17 protein-coding genes, 1 tRNA gene and 1 riboswitch are annotated in these 16,935 nt (G+C 71.3%); of the genes, 6 read left to right on the forward strand and 12 right to left on the reverse strand.

Annotation, left to right across the window (positions count from 1 at the left end):
* Positions 1 to 174: 174 nt before the first annotated feature.
* The 6 genes from VHA72_RS12695 to napA form a co-directional block, all read right to left on the reverse strand.
* Positions 175 to 1,194 (reverse strand): LacI family DNA-binding transcriptional regulator, encoded by a 1,020-nt coding sequence (locus VHA72_RS12695; protein ID WP_325575761.1) that lies wholly within the window; start codon positions 1,192 to 1,194, stop codon positions 175 to 177.
* A 22-nt stretch (positions 1,195 to 1,216) separates the two neighbouring features.
* Positions 1,217 to 2,068 carry an SGNH/GDSL hydrolase family protein gene (locus VHA72_RS12700; RefSeq protein WP_325575763.1) on the reverse strand — a complete coding sequence of 284 codons (852 nt, stop codon included), beginning with the start codon at positions 2,066 to 2,068 and terminating at the stop codon, positions 1,217 to 1,219.
* 44 nt (positions 2,069 to 2,112) lie between these two features.
* A complete protein-coding gene (gene thrC, locus VHA72_RS12705) occupies positions 2,113 to 3,384 on the reverse strand; it encodes a threonine synthase (RefSeq protein ID WP_325575765.1) in 1,272 nt (423 codons plus the stop codon).
* A 9-nt stretch (positions 3,385 to 3,393) separates the two neighbouring features.
* A riboswitch (SAM riboswitch) is annotated at positions 3,394 to 3,527 on the reverse strand.
* Positions 3,528 to 3,607: 80 nt separating this feature from the next.
* Positions 3,608 to 4,450, reverse strand: a complete 843-nt coding sequence (otsB, locus tag VHA72_RS12710; protein ID WP_325575767.1) for a trehalose-phosphatase — start codon at positions 4,448 to 4,450, stop codon at positions 3,608 to 3,610.
* A 29-nt stretch (positions 4,451 to 4,479) separates the two neighbouring features.
* Positions 4,480 to 4,974, reverse strand: coding sequence for a LytR C-terminal domain-containing protein (locus VHA72_RS12715; RefSeq protein ID WP_325575769.1), 495 nt, complete (start codon positions 4,972 to 4,974; stop codon positions 4,480 to 4,482).
* A gap of 3 nt (positions 4,975 to 4,977) precedes the next feature.
* A complete protein-coding gene (napA, locus tag VHA72_RS12720) occupies positions 4,978 to 5,271 on the reverse strand; it encodes a nucleoid-associated protein NapA (RefSeq protein ID WP_325575771.1) in 294 nt (97 codons plus the stop codon).
* A gap of 105 nt (positions 5,272 to 5,376) precedes the next feature.
* Here napA and VHA72_RS12725 point away from each other — a divergent pair, with 105 nt between their 5' ends.
* Together VHA72_RS12725 and VHA72_RS12730 are read left to right on the forward strand one after the other, a co-directional pair.
* On the forward strand, positions 5,377 to 6,423 hold the full coding sequence (locus VHA72_RS12725) for a Gfo/Idh/MocA family oxidoreductase (protein ID WP_325575772.1): 1,047 nt from the start codon (positions 5,377 to 5,379) through the stop codon (positions 6,421 to 6,423).
* Positions 6,424 to 6,470: 47 nt separating this feature from the next.
* Positions 6,471 to 7,892, forward strand: coding sequence for an alpha,alpha-trehalose-phosphate synthase (UDP-forming) (locus tag VHA72_RS12730; protein WP_414689801.1), 1,422 nt, complete (start codon positions 6,471 to 6,473; stop codon positions 7,890 to 7,892).
* Positions 7,893 to 7,898: 6 nt separating this feature from the next.
* Here the strand turns inward: VHA72_RS12730 and VHA72_RS12735 are convergent, their stop codons facing one another.
* Together VHA72_RS12735 and VHA72_RS12740 are read right to left on the reverse strand one after the other, a co-directional pair.
* Complete coding sequence (locus tag VHA72_RS12735; RefSeq protein WP_325575776.1) at positions 7,899 to 8,462, reverse strand: Uma2 family endonuclease; 564 nt, start codon at positions 8,460 to 8,462, stop codon at positions 7,899 to 7,901.
* 68 nt (positions 8,463 to 8,530) lie between these two features.
* Positions 8,531 to 10,075, reverse strand: coding sequence for an FMN-binding glutamate synthase family protein (locus tag VHA72_RS12740; RefSeq protein ID WP_325575778.1), 1,545 nt, complete (start codon positions 10,073 to 10,075; stop codon positions 8,531 to 8,533).
* Positions 10,076 to 10,141: 66 nt separating this feature from the next.
* Here VHA72_RS12740 and VHA72_RS12745 point away from each other — a divergent pair, with 66 nt between their 5' ends.
* Positions 10,142 to 11,380, forward strand: coding sequence for an alpha/beta fold hydrolase (locus VHA72_RS12745; protein ID WP_325575780.1), 1,239 nt, complete (start codon positions 10,142 to 10,144; stop codon positions 11,378 to 11,380).
* Here VHA72_RS12745 and VHA72_RS12750 read toward each other — a convergent pair.
* Complete coding sequence (locus VHA72_RS12750; protein WP_325575782.1) at positions 11,361 to 12,356, reverse strand: LLM class F420-dependent oxidoreductase; 996 nt, start codon at positions 12,354 to 12,356, stop codon at positions 11,361 to 11,363. The two genes, VHA72_RS12745 and VHA72_RS12750, sit on opposite strands and share 20 nt — an antisense overlap.
* Before the next feature lie 110 nt (positions 12,357 to 12,466).
* Between VHA72_RS12750 and VHA72_RS12755 the strand changes: the two genes are divergently transcribed.
* The gene (locus VHA72_RS12755; protein ID WP_325575791.1) at positions 12,467 to 13,120 is read left to right on the forward strand and encodes a uracil-DNA glycosylase; all 654 of its coding nucleotides are present in this window, start codon (positions 12,467 to 12,469) and stop codon (positions 13,118 to 13,120) included.
* A gap of 40 nt (positions 13,121 to 13,160) precedes the next feature.
* Here the strand turns inward: VHA72_RS12755 and VHA72_RS12760 are convergent, their stop codons facing one another.
* Entirely contained in the window at positions 13,161 to 14,180 is a 1,020-nt protein-coding gene (locus VHA72_RS12760; RefSeq protein WP_325575783.1) for an aldo/keto reductase, read from the reverse strand.
* Positions 14,181 to 14,199: 19 nt separating this feature from the next.
* Between VHA72_RS12760 and pdxY the strand changes: the two genes are divergently transcribed.
* Positions 14,200 to 15,066, forward strand: a complete 867-nt coding sequence (gene pdxY, locus VHA72_RS12765) for a pyridoxal kinase PdxY (RefSeq protein WP_325575785.1) — start codon at positions 14,200 to 14,202, stop codon at positions 15,064 to 15,066.
* Here the strand turns inward: pdxY and VHA72_RS12770 are convergent.
* Both VHA72_RS12770 and VHA72_RS12775 read right to left on the reverse strand, forming a co-directional pair.
* Positions 15,059 to 15,631 (reverse strand): dienelactone hydrolase family protein, encoded by a 573-nt coding sequence (locus VHA72_RS12770; RefSeq protein WP_325575787.1) that lies wholly within the window; start codon positions 15,629 to 15,631, stop codon positions 15,059 to 15,061. The genes pdxY and VHA72_RS12770 overlap by 8 nt on opposite strands.
* Positions 15,632 to 15,665: 34 nt before the next feature.
* Positions 15,666 to 15,738: transfer RNA gene (locus VHA72_RS12775), tRNA-Thr, on the reverse strand.
* Positions 15,739 to 15,866: 128 nt separating this feature from the next.
* Here VHA72_RS12775 and VHA72_RS12780 point away from each other — a divergent pair.
* A partial coding sequence (locus VHA72_RS12780; RefSeq protein WP_325575790.1) for an alpha-amylase family glycosyl hydrolase occupies positions 15,867 to 16,935 on the forward strand: 1,069 nt, incomplete at its 3' end.

Genomic DNA, 16,935 nt, shown 5'->3' on the forward strand with positions numbered 1-16,935 from the left:
GGAGTGGATCGGCCGCGAGGAGGAGCTGGACGAGGGCGCCCGCACCCGCTTCCGGGCCGCCGTCTCCGGACAGGACTACTCCGTCGCGCACCTCTACGCCGGTGAGGGCGTGGTCGCCCTCACCCACGAGACGACCGCCGCGGACGTGGTCGGGGAGTTCGCCCGGGCGGTGCGCTAGCTGGACTCGCGCACCACCAGCCGGGTCGGCAGCATCCGCCGGCCGAGAGCGGCCTCGGGCTCGGCGATCGCGGCGAGGACGACGTCGACCATCGCCCGGCCCATCGCCTCCGGCGACTGGTGCACCGAGGTCAGCCGCGGATGAGTCGACAGGGCGATGCGGGAGTCGTCGAAGCCGACCACCGACACGTCCTCGGGCACTCGGCGTCCGGCATCGCGCAGGACGCCGAGCGCTCCGGCGGCCATCGGGTCGTTGGCGCAGAACACCGCGTCGATGTCGGGCCGCCGGACCAGCAGCGCCCGCATGCCCTCCTCCCCCGACGACTGGGAGAAGTCGCCCGGCGCGACCAGGTCGTCGTGGTACGCCAGGCCGGCCGCCTCGAGCGCGGCCCGATAGGCACGCAGCCGGGTCCGACCGACCTCCATGTCCAGCGGCCCGGTGACGGTGGCGATGACCCGACGACCGCGGGCCACCAGGTGCTCCACGGCCAGGCGCGCACCCTGCTCGTTGTCGTTGTCCACGAAGCCGATCGCCGGCGGCGGGACGCGGCCGCCGCCGAGCACCACCGGCATCCCGCGCTCGGCGATCTGCGTGGGCAGGGTGTTGTCGTCGTGCAGCGAGAGCAGGAGTACGCCGTCGACGTGCTGGCGCGTGAGGTAGTCGCCCAGGGTGGCATGACGCTCGGCCGGGGCGAGCAGCAGCACGAGTTGACGGTCGGCCGCGGCCAACGCCGTACCGATGCCGCGGACCACGCCGGCGAAGAACGGCTCGCCAAAGACCCGCTCCTCCGCCTCGGCGATGACCAGCGCGACCGCGTCGGTGCGCTGGGTGGCCAGCGATCGGGCCGCACGGTTGGGGATGTAGCCAAGCTCGGCGATCGCCTTCTCCACCGCCGCCTTGGCCTTCTCCGAGACCCGCGCGCCGCCGTTGATCACGCGGGAGGCCGTGCCGCGACCGACGCCCGCGCGGGCGGCGACGTCCTCCAGGGTCGGGCGGCGGGCGACGTGGCGCGGCATAGGCCGCAGACTAGTCCGAGGCTCAGCCCTGCTGCGGGCTCTGGTGACCGAAGGGCACCTCGTCGCGGACGCCGAGCGCGGCCAGCACCGAGGGCAGGATCGCCTTGGCGGTGCGCTTGTAGCCCTTCGCGCTGGGGTGGAACCGGTCGAGGCTGAACATCTCGTCCGGGTTGGTGATGAAGAACGGCCCGACCACCTCGGCGAGCGAGACCGCGTAGGCCCCCGCGCTCAGCGCCGCCGCGGTCTGCGCGGCGGCGAGCTGGCGCGAGGCCCGCGAGCCCAGCGAGCGCAACGGCTGGGGCAGGGCACGCAGCGCGCCGAGGTCGGGGCAGGTGCCGACCACCACCTGGGCGCCGCGCACCCGCAGCGCCTCGATCGTCTCGGTCAGGTGCTTGATCGACTCCCCGACCGGCACCCGGTGAGTCACGTCGTTGCCCCCGACGACGACCACGGCCACGTCCGGGCGGTACGACGGCGCCAGCGTCAGCAGCTGCTCGGGCAGCATCCAGGACTCGCTGCCCACCTGGGCCGCGGTGGTGAGCCGCACGGCTCGCCTGGTCTTCTTGGCGATGCCCTTGGCCAGCCGGGCGCCCAGGGTGCCGTCGGCGTCCTCGGCGCCCAGTCCGGCGGCGATCGAGTCGCCGAGAAGGAGCAGGTCGATGCGATCGCCGTACGACTTCTTGTAGGTCTTGTCGGCGTCCGGGGCTGTCTCGCCGAACGGCTTGCCGATGATCGCCCGGGCATGCGCCGCCTGCCGCCTCAGCAGCGCCACGAACCCGGCTCCGGCCGCGGCGCCGACCACGCCGACGGCGCCCGCGACCCCAGCCCCGGCGGCGATCCGGCCGAGCCTGCGTGCGTCCTCACCTCGCGTCACGGCCCCTTGCCTACCGGGCGCGGGTGAACGGCCGCCGAACGGCGTCAGGCGTCGGAGAGACCAGCCGCCTCGAAGGCGCCGTACGACGCGGCGATCGTGGCCCGCGGGCCCACCACACCGGAGATGGCGTCCAGCGTCTTGAGGCCGTGACCGGTGTTGATGATGACCGTCTCCAGGGACGGGTCCAGCTGGCCGGTCTCGACGAGCTTCTTGGTGACGGCGACGGTGGTGCCGCCAGCGGTCTCGGTGAAGACGCCCTCGGTGCGGGCGAGCAGCACGATGCCGGCACGGATCTCGTCGTCGGTGACCTCCTCGACGCCGCCGGCGGAGCGCCGGGTCGAGTCGAGCACGTAGAGGCCGTCGGCCGGGTTGCCGATCGCGAGCGACTTGGCGATGGTGTCCGGCTTGACCGGGCGGATCGCGTCGACGCCGTTCTTGTAGGCGGTGGCGACCGGGTTGCAGCCGGTCGCCTGGGCGCCGAAGATCCGATAGGGCTTCTCCTCGACCAGGCCGAGCTTGATCAGCTCACCGAACGCCTTGTCGACCTTGGTCAGCTGCGACCCCGAGGCGACCGGGATGACGATCTGGTCGGGCAGCCGCCAGCCGAGCTGCTCGGCGATCTCGAAGCCGAGCGTCTTGGAGCCCTCCGCGTAGAACGGGCGGACGTTGACGTTCACGAACGCCCAGCCGTCCTCCTCGGCCGCGATCTCCTGGGCCAGCTTGTTGACGTCGTCGTAGTTGCCGTCGACGGCGACCAGGTTGTCGGTGAAGATCGCGGAGTTGACCTGCTTGGGCTGCTCCAGGTCGCTCGGGATGAAGACCACCGTCTTCATCCCAGCGCGGGCACCGGCCGCGGCGACGGCATTGGCCAGGTTGCCGGTGGAGGGACAGGCGAAGACCTTGGCCCCGAGCTCACGGGCGGCGCTGAGGGCACAGGCGACCACGCGGTCCTTGAAGGAGTTGGTCGGGTTGGTGGAGTCGTCCTTGACCCACAACCGGGCCAGGCCGAGCTCCGCGGCGAGGTTCTTCGCCTCCAACAGCCGGGTGAAGCCGGGCTCGGTGTTGGGGCTCTGCTCGATGTCCGCCGGGACCGGGAGCAGCGCCTTGTAGCGCCAGATGTTGCGCGGGCCGGCCTCGATCTCGGCGCGCGTGATGGCAGGGAAGTCGTAGGCGACCTCGAGCGGGCCGAAGCACTCCGGACACGCGTAGTGCGGACCCAGGTCCACGCGGTGACCGCACTCGCGACACGACAGCGCGACGGCGTTGCCGAAGGCGCCCTCGCGCAGCGTGGTCTCCTCGGTGACAACAGCGCTCATGAGTCCTCCTCCTCATCTTCCCCGATCGCGTCTCTCGCGCCGGGCCGGAATTAGCACCGCGTCCACGTCCGTCTTGCAGCGGAGGCTCGTGGTCGGTTGCCGGGACTTCGCTGGGCCGTTCCCTCAGTCCCTCTCGATGAGCAGTCGTCACTCTAGGTGACGCGACGTTCCGGCCGCACATCGGCATCTCACATCGTGAGTTTGCCGTCTCGCGATGTGGTCACTAGGCGGCGTCGCTAGCGAGTCGGCGCAACAGCGCCAGTACGCCGTCGGGGCCGTCGACCACGATGTCGGCCAGTGGCACCAGGGCACTCCGCTCCGCGTCGCCCGGGGAGGCCGAGCAGACCTTGAGCGTGGTCAGGCCCTCGGCGTTCCAGGCGTCCAGCGCCTCGAACGCCTCCACGTCGCCCAGGTCGTCGCCGGCGAAGAGGACGGCCTTGGCGGCCAGGGTGTCGACCAGCCGGTCCACCACCAGGCCCTTGTCCATCCCCCCGGAGCGCACCTCGATCACCTGCTTGCCCGGCTCGATCACCAGGTCGTGCGCCTCGGCGGCCTCACGCAGCGGGCCGAGCAGCCGGTCGAAGGCGCCCTGCGGGTCGGCAAGCCGGCGGGTGTGGACCGCGACGGCCAGGCCCTTGTCCTCGACGTACGCGTCCGGAGCGTCGGCCACGCGCAGGATCGCAGGCAGGTCGCGCAGGAGCGTGGCCAGCCCGGCAGGCGGGCGTGGGCCGGCGATGGCGCGGCTGGTGGAGGTCCAGCGCTCGTTGCCGTACTGCCCGAAGACCAGCAGTTCCGTCCCGGCGCCGGCCAGCGCGTCGGCGACCTCCTCCAGGCCGCCCAGATCGAGCACCTGGCGTGCCGGCCGGCCGGTCACCACCGCGATCGCACGCACCTTCGGCGCCAGCTCGACCAGCACCGCGCCCGCATCGGGATGGATGTGGGCCCGGGCCGGGTCATCGACGATCGGCGCGAGCGTGCCGTCGAAGTCGAGCGCGACCACGGCCTGACCAGCGATGGCCGCGAGCGCGGCGTACTTCTGCTCGGCGGCGGCCGACGTGACGTCCATGGCACCTACAGTGCCATGCGGTCCGGGGGCTACGAGAGCGGGCCGGTGAGGATGACAGTGAGCCGGTCCATCTTCATCGGATCGATCGCCGGCGCTGTGCGGCGGATGCCGAGGTCGAGGGCGAGCTGCTTGCCGGCGGCCTTGAGCCGCTTGGGGTAGTAGACGGTCGAGGCCGAGATGGAGCCGTACCAGTTGTCCTGGCCCACGACGTTCCAGCCGATCTTCGACGCCTTCTGGCCCACCTGGGCGGCCAGGCCCTTGACCTGCGAGTTGTTGAAGACCTCGACGTACACCTTGGCGCGCTTGACCGTCTTCGGCTTGGGCTTCGCCGACGGCGTCACCGCGGGCGTCGGGACGGGCGTGGTGCTGACCTGGGCGGTGGGCACGATCCGGCGGTCGCCGTCATCATGCCCGCGGGTCGCCACGAATGCGATCGCGGCCATCACGACCGCGACGATGCTCAGCAGCACCACCGGCGAGGGCAGGGCGATGCCACGCTGGTCGCGCATCCACAGATTGCGCATGGCCTAGATCTCGAATCCGAGTCGCCGGGCCGAGCGCTGCCGCTGCCGCGCTGCCCGCAGGCGGCGCAGCCGACGCACCAGCAACGGGTCGGCGGCCAGCGCCTCGGGACGGTCGATGAGCGCGTTGAGCACCTGGTAGTAGCGCGTGGAGGACATGTCGAACTTCTCCCGGACGGCGGCCTCCTTGGCGCCGGCGTACTTCCACCACTGGCGCTCGAAGGCGAGGATCTCCTGGTCTCGCTCGCTCAGACCCGGCGCGTCGCTGGCGTCGCCACTGGGCAGGGCGTTGGCGACCATGGCTGACTCCCCCACTCTCGATCGTCCGACAGATCCGTGGCCAACTCTAGAGGACGAACTACACCGTTGTGGTTCGTATGCCCGGCGTGGCGCTACCTTGGCCGCATGTCAGCCGAGCCCGTCCGCTGGGGCATCCTCGCCACCGGCAAGATCGCCCACACCTTCGCCCGCGACCTGATGCTGGTCCCCGGCGCCGCGCTGACCGCCGTCGGCTCCCGCCGGCTCGCGTCAGCCCAGGCCTTCGCCGCCGAGTACGACGGGGACACCGGCGGACCGATCGCAGCGCACGGCTCCTATGCGGAGCTGGTCGCCGACCCGAACGTCGACGTCGTCTACATCGCGACCCCGCACGCCCTGCACCTGGACAACGTCCGGCTGGCGTTCGAGGCGGGCAAGCACGTCCTGTGCGAGAAGCCACTGACGATCTCGCTGGCCGACGCCGAGGAGATGGTGGCGCTGGCCCGCGAGCACCGGCGGTTCCTGATGGAGGCGATGTGGACGGCCTGCCACCCGGGCGTGCGGGCGCTGCAGCGTCGGCTGGCGGCCGGTGAGTTCGGCACCCCGCGGCACGTGCACGCCGAACTCGGCTTCGTGGTGCAGGCATCCCCCGAGGACCGGATGCTCAACCCCGACCTGGGGGCCGGCGCCCTGCTGGACATGGGGATCTACCCGCTCACCTTCGCCCACCTGCTGCTGGGCGAGGCCCGATCGATGACCGCCCAGGCCGACCTGCGCGAGGTCGACGACGCCGCCTTCGACCTGTCGGTCGCGATGACCGGCGCGTACGCCGGCGGCGCACTGGCCACCATGCACGCCTCGATGACGTCGTGGACCAGCGGCGCGGCGGCGATCGCGACGGACGCCGGCCGGATCGACGTACCGGAGTTCCATCATCCGACCCGGATCACCTTCACCCCGCAGGCCCAGATGGCCGACTGGACCGCCGACGCGGGCCCGCTGGAGCCGATCGAGATCGAGCCGGACGAGCCGGTCATCGGGCGCGGCTACGGCAACGAGATCGCCGAGGTGAACCGCTGCCTGCGCGAGGGGCTGCTGGAGTCGCCGCTGGTGCCGCACACCCAGACGCTGACCCTGATGCGGCAGATGGAGGAGATCCGGCGGCAGACCGGGATCCGCTATCCCGGAGAGTGACTGTCGTGGTGGCCTGCGGGTAACTGGATCCCGCTATGGTCGACAGCATGCAGGCCGATCTCGTCATCGTCGCCAACCGACTGCCCGTAGACCGGGTGGAGCTGGCGGACGGGTCCCGGTCCTGGCGGCGCTCCCCCGGCGGGCTCGTCACGGCCCTGGAGCCGGTGCTGCGCGCCAACGACGGGGTGTGGATCGGCTGGCCCGGCGGCACCGAGCAGCACCTCGAGCCACTCGAGGACGACGGGATGCGGCTGCTGCCGATGTCGATGACGCCGGCTCAGATCGAGGGCCACTACGAGGGCTTCTCCAACGGCACCATCTGGCCGCTGTACCACGACCTGGTGGCCAAGCCGGAGTTCCACCGGGAGTGGTGGGACACCTACCAGCAGGTCAACCGGCGCTTCGCCGAGCAGGCCGCCGAGGTCGCCTCCAAGGGAGGCACGGTGTGGGTGCAGGACTACCAGCTGCAGCTGGTGCCGCAGCTGCTGCGCGAGCTGCGCCCCGACCTGCGCATCGGGTTCTACCTGCACATCCCGTTCCCGCCGGCCGAGCTGTTCCAGCAACTGCCCTGGCGGCGGCAGATCCTGGAGGGCCTGCTCGGTGCCGACCTGGTCGGCTTCCAGCTGCCCGGGGCGGCGCAGAACTTCGTCCGGCTGGTGCGCCAGCGAGTCGGTCACAAGACCCATCGCGACCTGGTCTACCTGCCCGATGGACGCACCGTGAAGGCGGCGGCGTTCCCGATCTCGATCGACGCCGCCGGCTACGAGCAGCTCGCCCGCTCTGAGAGCGTCAACGCCCGTGCGAAGGAGATCCGGGAAGCGCTGGGCAACCCGAAGAAGATCTTCCTCGGCGTCGACCGGCTCGACTACACCAAGGGCATCTACGCCCGACTGCGCGCCTTCAGCGAGGTGATGCGCGACGGGCACTTCGACGTCGATGAGGCGGTCTTCGTCCAGGTGGCCGTGCCCTCCCGCGAGCGGGTGGAGCAGTACCGGGTGTTGCGCGACGACATCGAGCGGTTGGTCGGGCGGATCAACGGTGACCTCGGCCGGATCGGACGGCCGGCGGTCTCCTACCTGCACTCGTCCTACCCGCGCGAGGAGATGGCCGCCCTCTACCGGGCGGCGGACGTGATGGTCGTGACGCCGTACCGCGACGGCATGAACCTGGTGTGCAAGGAGTACGTCGCCTGCCGCTACGAGAACGACGGCGCGCTGGTGCTCTCGGAGTTCGCCGGCGCCGCCGACGAGCTGCGCCAGGCCTGGTTGGTCAATCCCTACGACCTCAACGGCATGAAGGCGGCTCTTCTGGACGCCTACCAGGCCGACCACCGTGAGCAGACCCGACGGATGAAGGCGATGCGCAAGACCGTCGCCACCAACGACATCGACGCCTGGGCCGCGTCGTTCCTCACCGAGCTGGCGGAGGTCCCGGCGCTGCACGGCAAGGCGGTCAAGCCGCCGCACTGACCCGCCTCAGGGCCGAAGCAGCTCCTCCAAGTCCAGCGGGACGGTGCCGTGGCCACCGATGGCGACCTCACCGCGCGGGGTGGTCGCGCTGAGCTCCAGCCCGACCTCCCAGCCGTCCTCACCGCGGGTCAGCACCGTCAGCGTGCCCGCGTCGCGGTCGAGGATCCAGTACTGCCCGACACCCGCGCGCTCGTACTCGACCGTCTTGCGGAAGACGTCCTCGTTGCGGGTCGACGGCGAGAGGACCTCGACCACCACCAGCGGCGTCTCCTCGGCGAAGATCTGGTCGCCGTCGGCCTCCTCGAGAACCATCAGGTCTGGGATCCGCTTGCGGGTCGGCGCGGTGCTGAGCCCGGCCTCGGCGACCACGATGAGGCCGGGCAGCGCGTTGGACAGCGCCACGCCGAGACGCATCTCGGCCTTCTGATGGCTCAGCCGAGCCGGCGGCGTCACGATGACCTCGCCGTCGACGTACTCCGCGCGGACGTCGTCGGGAAGCTCGAGGTACTCCTCGTAGGACATGCGCAGGCGCTGCAGGCTCTCCACGGCACCTCCAGGGACGACCGACACATCAAGGCTCCTTCCATTGTGACCCGAGATCGGAGTGGAGGGAACCGTACGCGGAGGCTGTGACAGTCTCAGGCGGGCTCCTTCTCGTTGAAGTCCGGCTTGGTCGTCATCAGGTCGAGCAGCTCCGCCTCCAGCCGCGGGCCGAGCGCGCCCCAGCCGTCCTTGTAGCCGTAGACCGAGGCGAGCGAGCGGGCCTCGTAGTCGCCGCTGAGGATCTCCACGTCCTCGGCGGTGATCAGGCCCGGGTGGGCGACGCCGACGGCGGCGGAGACCTTCATCAGCTCCTTGCGCAGCACCCGCAGGTAGACCGCGCAGCGGACCCCCTTGTCGTGCGGGTCCAGGCCGTGCACGAGCCAGGGGTTCTGGGTGGCGACGCCGGTGGGGCACCTGTCGGTGTGGCACTTCTGCGACTGGATGCATCCGATGGAGAGCATCGCCTCGCGGGCGACGTTGATCATGTCGGCGCCGAGCGCGAAGGCCACCACGGCGTTGTCGGGCAGGCCGAGCTTGCCCGAGCCGATGAAGGTGAGCTCGTCGGTCAGGCCGAGCTCGGCGAAGGTGCCGTAGACCCGGGAGAAGCCCATCCGGAACGGCAGCGAGACCGAGTCGGTGAACAGCAGCGGCGCGGCGCCGGTGCCGCCCTCGCCGCCGTCGATGGTGACGAAGTCGACGCCGCGGTCGTGCGCCGACATCAGCCGGGCCAGGTCCTGCCAGAAGCCGAGCTCGCCGACCGCCGACTTGATGCCCACCGGCAGCCCGGTCTCGGCGGCGAGCAGCTCGACGAAGTCCAGCATCGAGTCCACGTCGCCGAACGCCGTGTGCCGCGACGGCGAGGCGCAGTCGCGGCCCATCGGGATGCCGCGGATCTCGGCGATCTCGGGGGTGATCTTGGCCGCGGGCAGCAGGCCGCCCAGCCCCGGCTTGGCGCCCTGGGAGAGCTTGATCTCGATCGCGCGCACCGGCGCCGAGGCGACGGTCTCCTTCAGACGCTCCAGCGAGAAGGCGCCGTCCTGGTCGCGACAGCCGAAGTACGCCGTCCCCAGCTGCAGGATCAGGTCCGCACCGTTGCGGTGGTACGGCGACAGGCCGCCCTCGCCGGTGTTGTGCAGCGTCCCGGCCGCGGCCGCGCCCTTGTTCAGCGCCGTGATCGCCGCGCCCGACAGCGACCCGAAGCTCATCGCGCTGATGTTCACCACCGAGCCCGGGCGGAACGCCTTGGCCCGCCCGCGCGGACCGCCGAGCACCTTGGCGCTGGGCAGCCGCGCCGCCGGGTCGTGGTCGTCGGGCAGCTGCGAGGCGAACGTGCGTTGCTTGATGTAGGCGTGCCCCTGCACGTGCTCCACGTCGACGTCGGTGCCGAAGCCGAAGTAGTTGTTCTCCGCCTTGGCGCTGGCGTAGATCCAGCTGCGCTGGTCGCGGCTGAAGGGCCGCTCCTCCTCGTTGCTGGTGACGATGTACTGGCGCAGCTCGGGGCCGATCGTCTCCAGCAGATAGCGGGCGTGCCCGATCACCGGGAAGTTGCGTTGCAGGGCGTGTCGCTTCTGCAGCAGGTCGCGCACCGCGACCGCACCGAGCGCCACCGTCGCCCCACCTACCAGGCGGCTCAGTCTCATGGGGCGTTCCTACCCTGCGCCGGACGCCGGTGGCAACGGTCTGCGCCGCAGGGTAGTTTCCCGGCCATGGTGTCGGTGCCCGCGTTGCTGCCCGCGAAGGTCCCGTTCGTGCCCACGCCCGACCAGCTCGCCGCCGCGGCCGGCAACGTCGCCCACAAGCTGCTCTACGGTGGCATCGCCGACCTGCGGCCGATGCCACGCCAACTGATCGACGACGGCATGCTGCGCGAGCTGTACCATTATCGCCCGCTGCCCGACGTACCCCAGCTGGACGACCCGGTGCTGCTCGTCATGCCGCTGGCGGCGCCCTCGCGCTGTTACGACCTGCGCCGCGGCTGCTCGCTGGTGGAGCACCTGGTGCAGCAGGGCAGGCCCACCTATCTGGTCGAGTACGGCGAGATCTCCTTCGCCAACCGCAACCTCGGCATGGAGCACTGGATCGAGACGGTGGTGCCCGCGGCGGTCCGCGAGGTGAGCGAGCACGCCGGCGGCCGGGCGGTGCACGTGGTGGCGTGGAGCCTGGGCGGCACGTTCGCACTGCTCAGCGCCGCGGCGTTCCCCGATCTGCCGATCGCCTCGATGACGATCTTCGGCACCCCGATCGACATCAGCCAGGTGCCGCTGATCGCGCCGCTGCGGCCCCTGGTCGACCTGACCGACGGGAAGATCGTCGGCACCGCCGTGCACCTGCTCGGCGGGGCGCCCAAGCCGCTGGTGCGCTGGGCGTTCCAGCTCTCCGCGGTGCAGAAGATGGTGACCAAGCCCTACGCCCAGCTGATCCACCTCGCCGACTCCGACTTCCTGGCGCAGCTGGAGGCGGTGGACAGGTTCACCGAGGGCATCATCGCCTACCCGGGGCGGACGTTCGGGCAGCTCTACCACCGGTTCGTGCGCCGCAACGAGCTGGTCGACGGCACCTTCGAGCTGGCGGACCGCACCCTCGACCTGGCCGACATCGAGGTCCCGGTGCTGGTCTTCGGCGGCGCCACCGACGGGATCGCGCCGGTGCCCTCGGTGCGGGTGCTCACCGACTTGCTGCGCGGCTCGGCCGAGGTGCGCTTCCACGTCGTCCCCGGCGGGCACCTGGGCATGCTGACCGGCCGCGCGGCCCGGACCACCTCGTGGCCGATGCTGGACTCGTGGATCGAGCAGCACGCGTCTTCTCGGCGTACCGCCGAGAAGCCGGCGACGAAGCCGGCGTCCGGACGCGCGATCGGCGCCAACCCGCGGCGCCGCTACTCCTCGCAGAGCTCGCGCGACCTGGCCCGCCCGCCCCGCCGTGCGGTCAGCGGAACGCCGGAATGACCTGCGACTCGAACAGCTCGATCGAGCTGCGGTCGTAGGCCGCGTCCGCGAAGTAGCCGATCGCGTAGGTCATCCCTCGCCGCTCCATCCCCTGCAGGCGCTCCACGATCTGCTCGGGCGTGCCGACCAGGCCCTGCGCGCTGGTCCGCCGGGCGTACTCGGCCGCGGCCGCCTCACCGAGCGAGGTGGACAGGTGGTCGGCGTACCAGGCGAGCTTGTCGTCGACCTCCTGCTGGCTCTCGCCGATGAAGACGTTGTAGTTGGCCGAGCGGGTGATCTCACCGAAGTCGCGGCCGAGGGTGCGGCAGTGCTCCTCCAGGATCGCCGACTTGGCCTCGAAGCCCTCCGCCGAGCCGTCGAAGTTGGTGTAGTCGGCGTACTGAGCCGCGATCTTGAGGGTCACCTTCTCGCCGCCGCCGGCGATCCACAGCGGGATGCCGCTGCGGCCCTGCTGCAGCGGCAGCGGCTGGCAGATCGCGCCGTCGACCTGGTAGTACTTCCCGTCCAGCGACGAGACGCCGGCGCTCCAGGCCTGCTGGAAGATCTGCACGCCCTCGCGCAGCATGCCGAGCCGGTCGCGCGGCTCGGGGAAGCCGTAGCCGTAGGCGCGCCACTCGTGCTCGTACCACCCGGCGCCGATCCCCATCTCGACGCGGCCGCCGGAGACGTGGTCGACGGTGGCGGCGACCTTCGCGAGGTACGCCGGGTTGCGGTAGCTCATGCACGTGCACATCTGGCCGAGCCGGATCCGCTCGGTGGCCGCGCCGAACGCGCTCATCAGGGTCCACGCCTCGTGCGTGGCCTGATCCGAGGGCTGCGGCGTGGTGTGGAAGTGGTCGTAGACCCACAGGCTCTCCCAGCCGGGGTTCTGGTCGGCATGCCGGGCCAGGTCGCGCATCGTCGCCCACTGCTGGGCCGGCTCGATGCCGACCAGGTCGAAGCGCCAGCCCTGCGGGATGAAGAGTCCGAACTTCATGAGTCGATTGCTCCTTGCTGCTCAGGCACACCTGTTCTCGGTCTGATGTCGTTAGCAACGCTAACCTGCCCACCGTGAGCGCACTCACCGGACTCGTCTCCCGTGGACTGATGGCGCCCGACTGGGCGGAGGCGCTCGCGCCGGTCGATGACCGGATCGGCGCGCTCGGCGTCTTCCTGCGCGAGGAGCTCGCCAAGGGACGGCCCTATCTCCCGGCCGGCGACCGCATCTTCGCCGCCTTCCGCAGGCCCCTGGCCGACGTGCGGGTGCTGATCGTCGGCCAGGACCCCTACCCCACCATCGGGCATCCGATCGGGCTCTCCTTCGCGGTGGAGCGACACGTCCGGCCACTGCCCGCCTCGCTGCGCAACATCTACGCCGAGCTGACCGCTGACCTCGGCGTACCCGTCCCCGAGCACGGCGATCTGACCGCCTGGTCCGAGCGCGGCGTGATGCTGCTCAACAGGTCGCTGACGGTGCGGCCGGGCGCGCCCGCCTCGCATGCGGGCAAGGGCTGGGAGGACGTGACCGGCTGTGCCATCGCCGCGCTAGTCGCCCGCGGCGGCCCGCTGGTGGCGGTGCTCTGGGGCCGGCACGCCCAGTCGCTCAAGCCGATGCTGGGCACCGTTCCGTACGTCGAGTCGGTCCACCCCTCGCCGCTCTCGGCCCACCGCGGCTTCTTCGGCTCGCGGCCGTTCTCCCGGGTCAACCGGCTCCTGGTCGAGCAGGGTGGGGAGCCGATGGACTGGTCACTCCCGGCATGACCGCGATCCGTCGAAAGGTCACTTTCGGCGGGTCGAGAGGTCACTTTCGGCGCGTTGAATGTCCAGGCCGTGGACACTCGACGCGCCAAAGGTGACCTCTCAACGAGCGGCGGTGATCTGGTCCAGCTCGGCCAGGTCCTGCTCGGTCGGCGCCCAGCGCAGCGCGGCGGCGTTCGCTCGCACCTGGGCGCCGCTGGTCGCGCCGGCGATCACGGAGGCGACCGCCGGCTGGGCGGCCAGGCCGGCGATGGCGACGTCGAGTGGAGCGAGGTCGCGCAGCGGCGTACGCCTCGAACGCCTCGATCCGGTCCCAGTCGGCGTTCTCCAGCCACTGCCGGCGGCCCTGCTCCTGCGCGAAGCGGGTGCCGGCGGGCGGCTCCTGCCCGCGCCGGTACTTGCCGGTCAGCAGGCCGGCCTCGAGCGGGAAGAACGGCAGTACGCCGACCCCGTAGCGCTCGGCTGCGGGCACCACCTCGTCCTCGATGTCGCGGGTGAGCAGGGAGTACTGGTTCTGGATCGAGACGAACCGCTCCAGCCCCGCGGTGCGGGCGGTCCAGTCCGCGTCGGCGAGCTGCCAGGCGGCGAAGTTGGAGCAGCCCAGGTAGCCGATCTTGCCCTCGCGGACGAGGTCGGTCAGCACCGAGAGGGTCTCCTCGATCGGGGTGACCGGGTCGGGCCGGTGCAGCTGGTAGAGGTCGATGTGGTCGGTCCGCAGCCGTCGCAGCGACCCCTCGACGGCGCGACGGACGTAGCGTCGCGCGCCGCGGGCGCCGAAGTCGTGGCCGTACTCGCCGTCCAGCGACATGCCGAACTTGGTGGCCACCACGAAGTGCTCGCGCTGGCCCTGCAGCGCCTCGCCGAGCAGTCGCTCGCTCGCTCCGACGCCGCCGTAGGTGTCGGCGGTGTCGAGCAGCGTCACTCCCGTGTCTCGCGCCGCCGCCAGGATCTCGCGAACGCCCTCAAGATCGACACGACGGCCGAAGGCGTTGCACCCGATGCCGACCGCGCTGACCATGAGGCCCGAGTCGCCCAGGGACCGGTAGACCATCGCATCGCTCATGTCCGGCACGATACCGACCGTGCAGATCCTCTCGATCCAGTCCCATGTCGCCTTCGGGTACGTCGGGAACTCCGCGGCCGTCTTCCCCCTCCAGCGCCTGGGCCACGAGGTGTGGCCGGTGCTGACGGTGAACTTCTCCAACCACACCGGGTACGGCGAGTGGCGCGGGCCGGTCGTCGCTCCCGGTGACGTCGCCGCCGTGGTCGAGGGGATCGAGGAGCGCGGTGCGCTGCCGGGGATCTCCGCGGTGCTCTCGGGCTATCAGGGTGACCCGGCCGTGGGGGCCGTGGTGCTCGACACGGTCGCCCGCGTCAAGGCGGCCAACCCGGAGGCGATCTACTGCTGCGACCCGGTGATGGGCGACGTGGGGCGCGGGATGTTCGTCCGGCCCGGCATCCCGGAGTTCATGCGCGACCGGGTGGTGCCGGTGGCCGACGTGATCACGCCCAACCACTTCGAGCTCGACTTCCTGGCGGGTGTGGAGGCGACCCCGCGGCTGGGCGACGTACTCGACGCGGTCGAGCGGGTCCGGACGAACGGTCCGCGCAACGTGCTGGTGACGTCGGTGGTGACCGAGGACACCGAGGACACCGAGGACTCGGAGACGCTTTCGCTGGTCGCCGTCGACGACGAGGGAGCTTGGGTCGTCACGACGCCGCACCTGCCGATCGCGCCGAACGGCGGCGGCGACGTGACGGCGGCGATCTACCTGGCACACCTGCTCGACACCGGCTCGACGGCCACCGCGCTGGGGCGCACTGCCAACACCCTGTTCGCGATCCTGGCACGCACCCTCGACTCGGGCCGCCGCGAGCTGGAGCTGGTGGCCTCCCAGGAGGACATCGCGCACCCGCCGACCCGCTTCGAGGTGCGTCGGCTCAGCTGAGCCCGGCGAGCCAGGCCAGGATGTGGGCCGTGGCCGCCCGCGCGGCGTCGGCGTCGTAGTCCTCGGTGCTGTCGTCGAGGAAGAGATGGCCGCTGCCGGGATAGTCGACCAGCTCGCCACCCGGCACCCGGGCACGGAACCCGTCGTCGGCCTCGACCTCGCGCCACGGGTCGTCGAGGGTCTGGTGCGCGACTGCCGGCAGCCCCGACGGCCACTCGGCCTCGAACCACCCCGGGTCGGCGGCGCCGAACAGGTAGAGCATCGCCCGGGCACTGCCGGGACGGTACGTCAGCGCCAGCCAGGTGGCATACCCACAGCCCATCGACATCCCGGCGTAGACGAGGCCGGCCGGAAGCGGCTCGACAGCGGCGGCGGCCCGCTGGGCGAGCACCTCCTGGCCCAGCCCGCGGGCATGGGCCACCCCGGCCTCGGTGTCGGGGAACGTCAGCCCGGCGTAGAGATCGGGGGTGTGCACCAGATGCCCCGCATCACGCAGGGCGTCGGCGAAGGACAGCACCCCCGGCGTCAGGCCACGGGCATGGTGGAGAAGCAGAATCTCGGCCATGTCGGCACGCTACGCCGGACCACCGACGGTCTTGAGCCGGTGACAGGAATCGAACCCGCGACATCCTTATTACAAGTAAGGCGCTCTACCTACTGAGCTACACCGGCGCGCTGCCCAGGCAGCCGGCCAATCCTAGGGGACTGAGCGAGGCGAGGCCGAGCCGGCTCGTGCTCGTGCCGAGCGAAGGAGCCACCGGCGCGAAGCGCTGGTCGACCGCACCCGCTTGAATAGCCGCATGAGCCTGCTCTCCGAGCCGCATCACGACGGGTCCCCGCTCTATCTCGGCAATCCCGCCCCGGCGCTGGAGGAGAGGGTCACCGTGCGGCTGCGGGTCAGCGGCGAGGACCCGGCGCGGCGGGTCTGGGTCAGGACGACGTACGACGCCGAGCCGACGTTCGGGGAGTGCCGGGCCCGTTGCGGCGACGATGGCGGCGACGTCTGGTGGGAGGGCGAGGTGCTGGTGCACAACCCGGTGACCCACTATCGCTTCCTGCTCGAGGACGCCGACGGCGGCCAGCGCTGGGTGCACGCCGCCGGCACCGTGGCCTACGACGTACCCGACGCCTTCGACTTCACCATCACCACCCACCCGGCCGCCCCGCCCTGGACCCGGAGCGCGGTCGTCTACCAGATCTTCCCGGACCGGTTCGCCCGCAGCGCCGCCGCCGGCGACCGTCCGACACCGGCCTGGGCGAAGCCGCAGCCGTGGGACAGCCTGCCGTCGTACGAGAGCGACGACGACCGCACCTGGCTCGGGTTCTACGGCGGCGACCTGGACGGAATCGTCGACCACCTCGACCACATCGAGGCGGTCGGAGGCACCACCGTCTACCTGACGCCGGTCTTCCCCGCGGAGAGCAACCACCGCTACAACGCCAGCACGTTCGACCGGATCGACCCGCTGCTCGGCGGCGACGAGGCCTACGCGCGACTGGCTCGGGCCGTGCACGCGCGCGGCTGGCGTCTGCTCGGCGACCTGACCGCCAACCACACCGGCGACACTCACGAGTGGTTCCGGCAGGCCCTGGCCGGCGGACCCACCCGGGACTGGTACTGCTTCCGGCCCGACGGCGGCTACGAGTGCTGGATGGGCCACCGCACCCTGCCCAAGCTGGACCACACCAATCCCGACATGCGCCACGCCATGATCGAGGGGTCCGACTCGACGGTCGCGCGGTGGCTGCGGGCGCCATACTCCCTCGACGGCTGGCGGATCGACGTCGCGAACATGAGCGGCCGGCTCGGCGCGATCGACGTCAACCACGACGTGGCCCGCGCCGTGCGGCGGACCTCGGAGAGCGTCA

Source organism: Nocardioides sp. (assembly GCF_035547795.1).
Lineage (GTDB): Bacteria > Actinomycetota > Actinomycetes > Propionibacteriales > Nocardioidaceae > Nocardioides.

What these genes read in the sequence shown, in the direction of transcription:
- VHA72_RS12695 (WP_325575761.1), bottom strand. Translation starts at nt 1,194, where the DNA reads ATGCCGCGCCACGTCGCCCGCCGCCCGACCCTGGAGGACGTCGCCGCC.
- thrC (WP_325575765.1), bottom strand. Translation starts at nt 3,384, where the DNA reads ATGAGCGCTGTTGTCACCGAGGAGACCACGCTGCGCGAGGGCGCCTTC.
- otsB (WP_325575767.1), bottom strand. Translation starts at nt 4,450, where the DNA reads ATGGACGTCACGTCGGCCGCCGCCGAGCAGAAGTACGCCGCGCTCGCG.
- VHA72_RS12715 (WP_325575769.1), bottom strand. Translation starts at nt 4,974, where the DNA reads ATGCGCAATCTGTGGATGCGCGACCAGCGTGGCATCGCCCTGCCCTCG.
- napA (WP_325575771.1), bottom strand. Translation starts at nt 5,271, where the DNA reads ATGGTCGCCAACGCCCTGCCCAGTGGCGACGCCAGCGACGCGCCGGGT.
- VHA72_RS12725 (WP_325575772.1), top strand. Translation starts at nt 5,377, where the DNA reads ATGTCAGCCGAGCCCGTCCGCTGGGGCATCCTCGCCACCGGCAAGATC.
- VHA72_RS12730 (WP_414689801.1), top strand. Translation starts at nt 6,471, where the DNA reads ATGCAGGCCGATCTCGTCATCGTCGCCAACCGACTGCCCGTAGACCGG.
- VHA72_RS12740 (WP_325575778.1), bottom strand. Translation starts at nt 10,075, where the DNA reads ATGAGACTGAGCCGCCTGGTAGGTGGGGCGACGGTGGCGCTCGGTGCG.
- VHA72_RS12745 (WP_325575780.1), top strand. Translation starts at nt 10,142, where the DNA reads ATGGTGTCGGTGCCCGCGTTGCTGCCCGCGAAGGTCCCGTTCGTGCCC.
- VHA72_RS12750 (WP_325575782.1), bottom strand. Translation starts at nt 12,356, where the DNA reads ATGAAGTTCGGACTCTTCATCCCGCAGGGCTGGCGCTTCGACCTGGTC.
- VHA72_RS12755 (WP_325575791.1), top strand. Translation starts at nt 12,467, where the DNA reads ATGGCGCCCGACTGGGCGGAGGCGCTCGCGCCGGTCGATGACCGGATC.
- VHA72_RS12760 (WP_325575783.1), bottom strand. Translation starts at nt 14,180, where the DNA reads ATGAGCGATGCGATGGTCTACCGGTCCCTGGGCGACTCGGGCCTCATG.
- VHA72_RS12770 (WP_325575787.1), bottom strand. Translation starts at nt 15,631, where the DNA reads ATGGCCGAGATTCTGCTTCTCCACCATGCCCGTGGCCTGACGCCGGGG.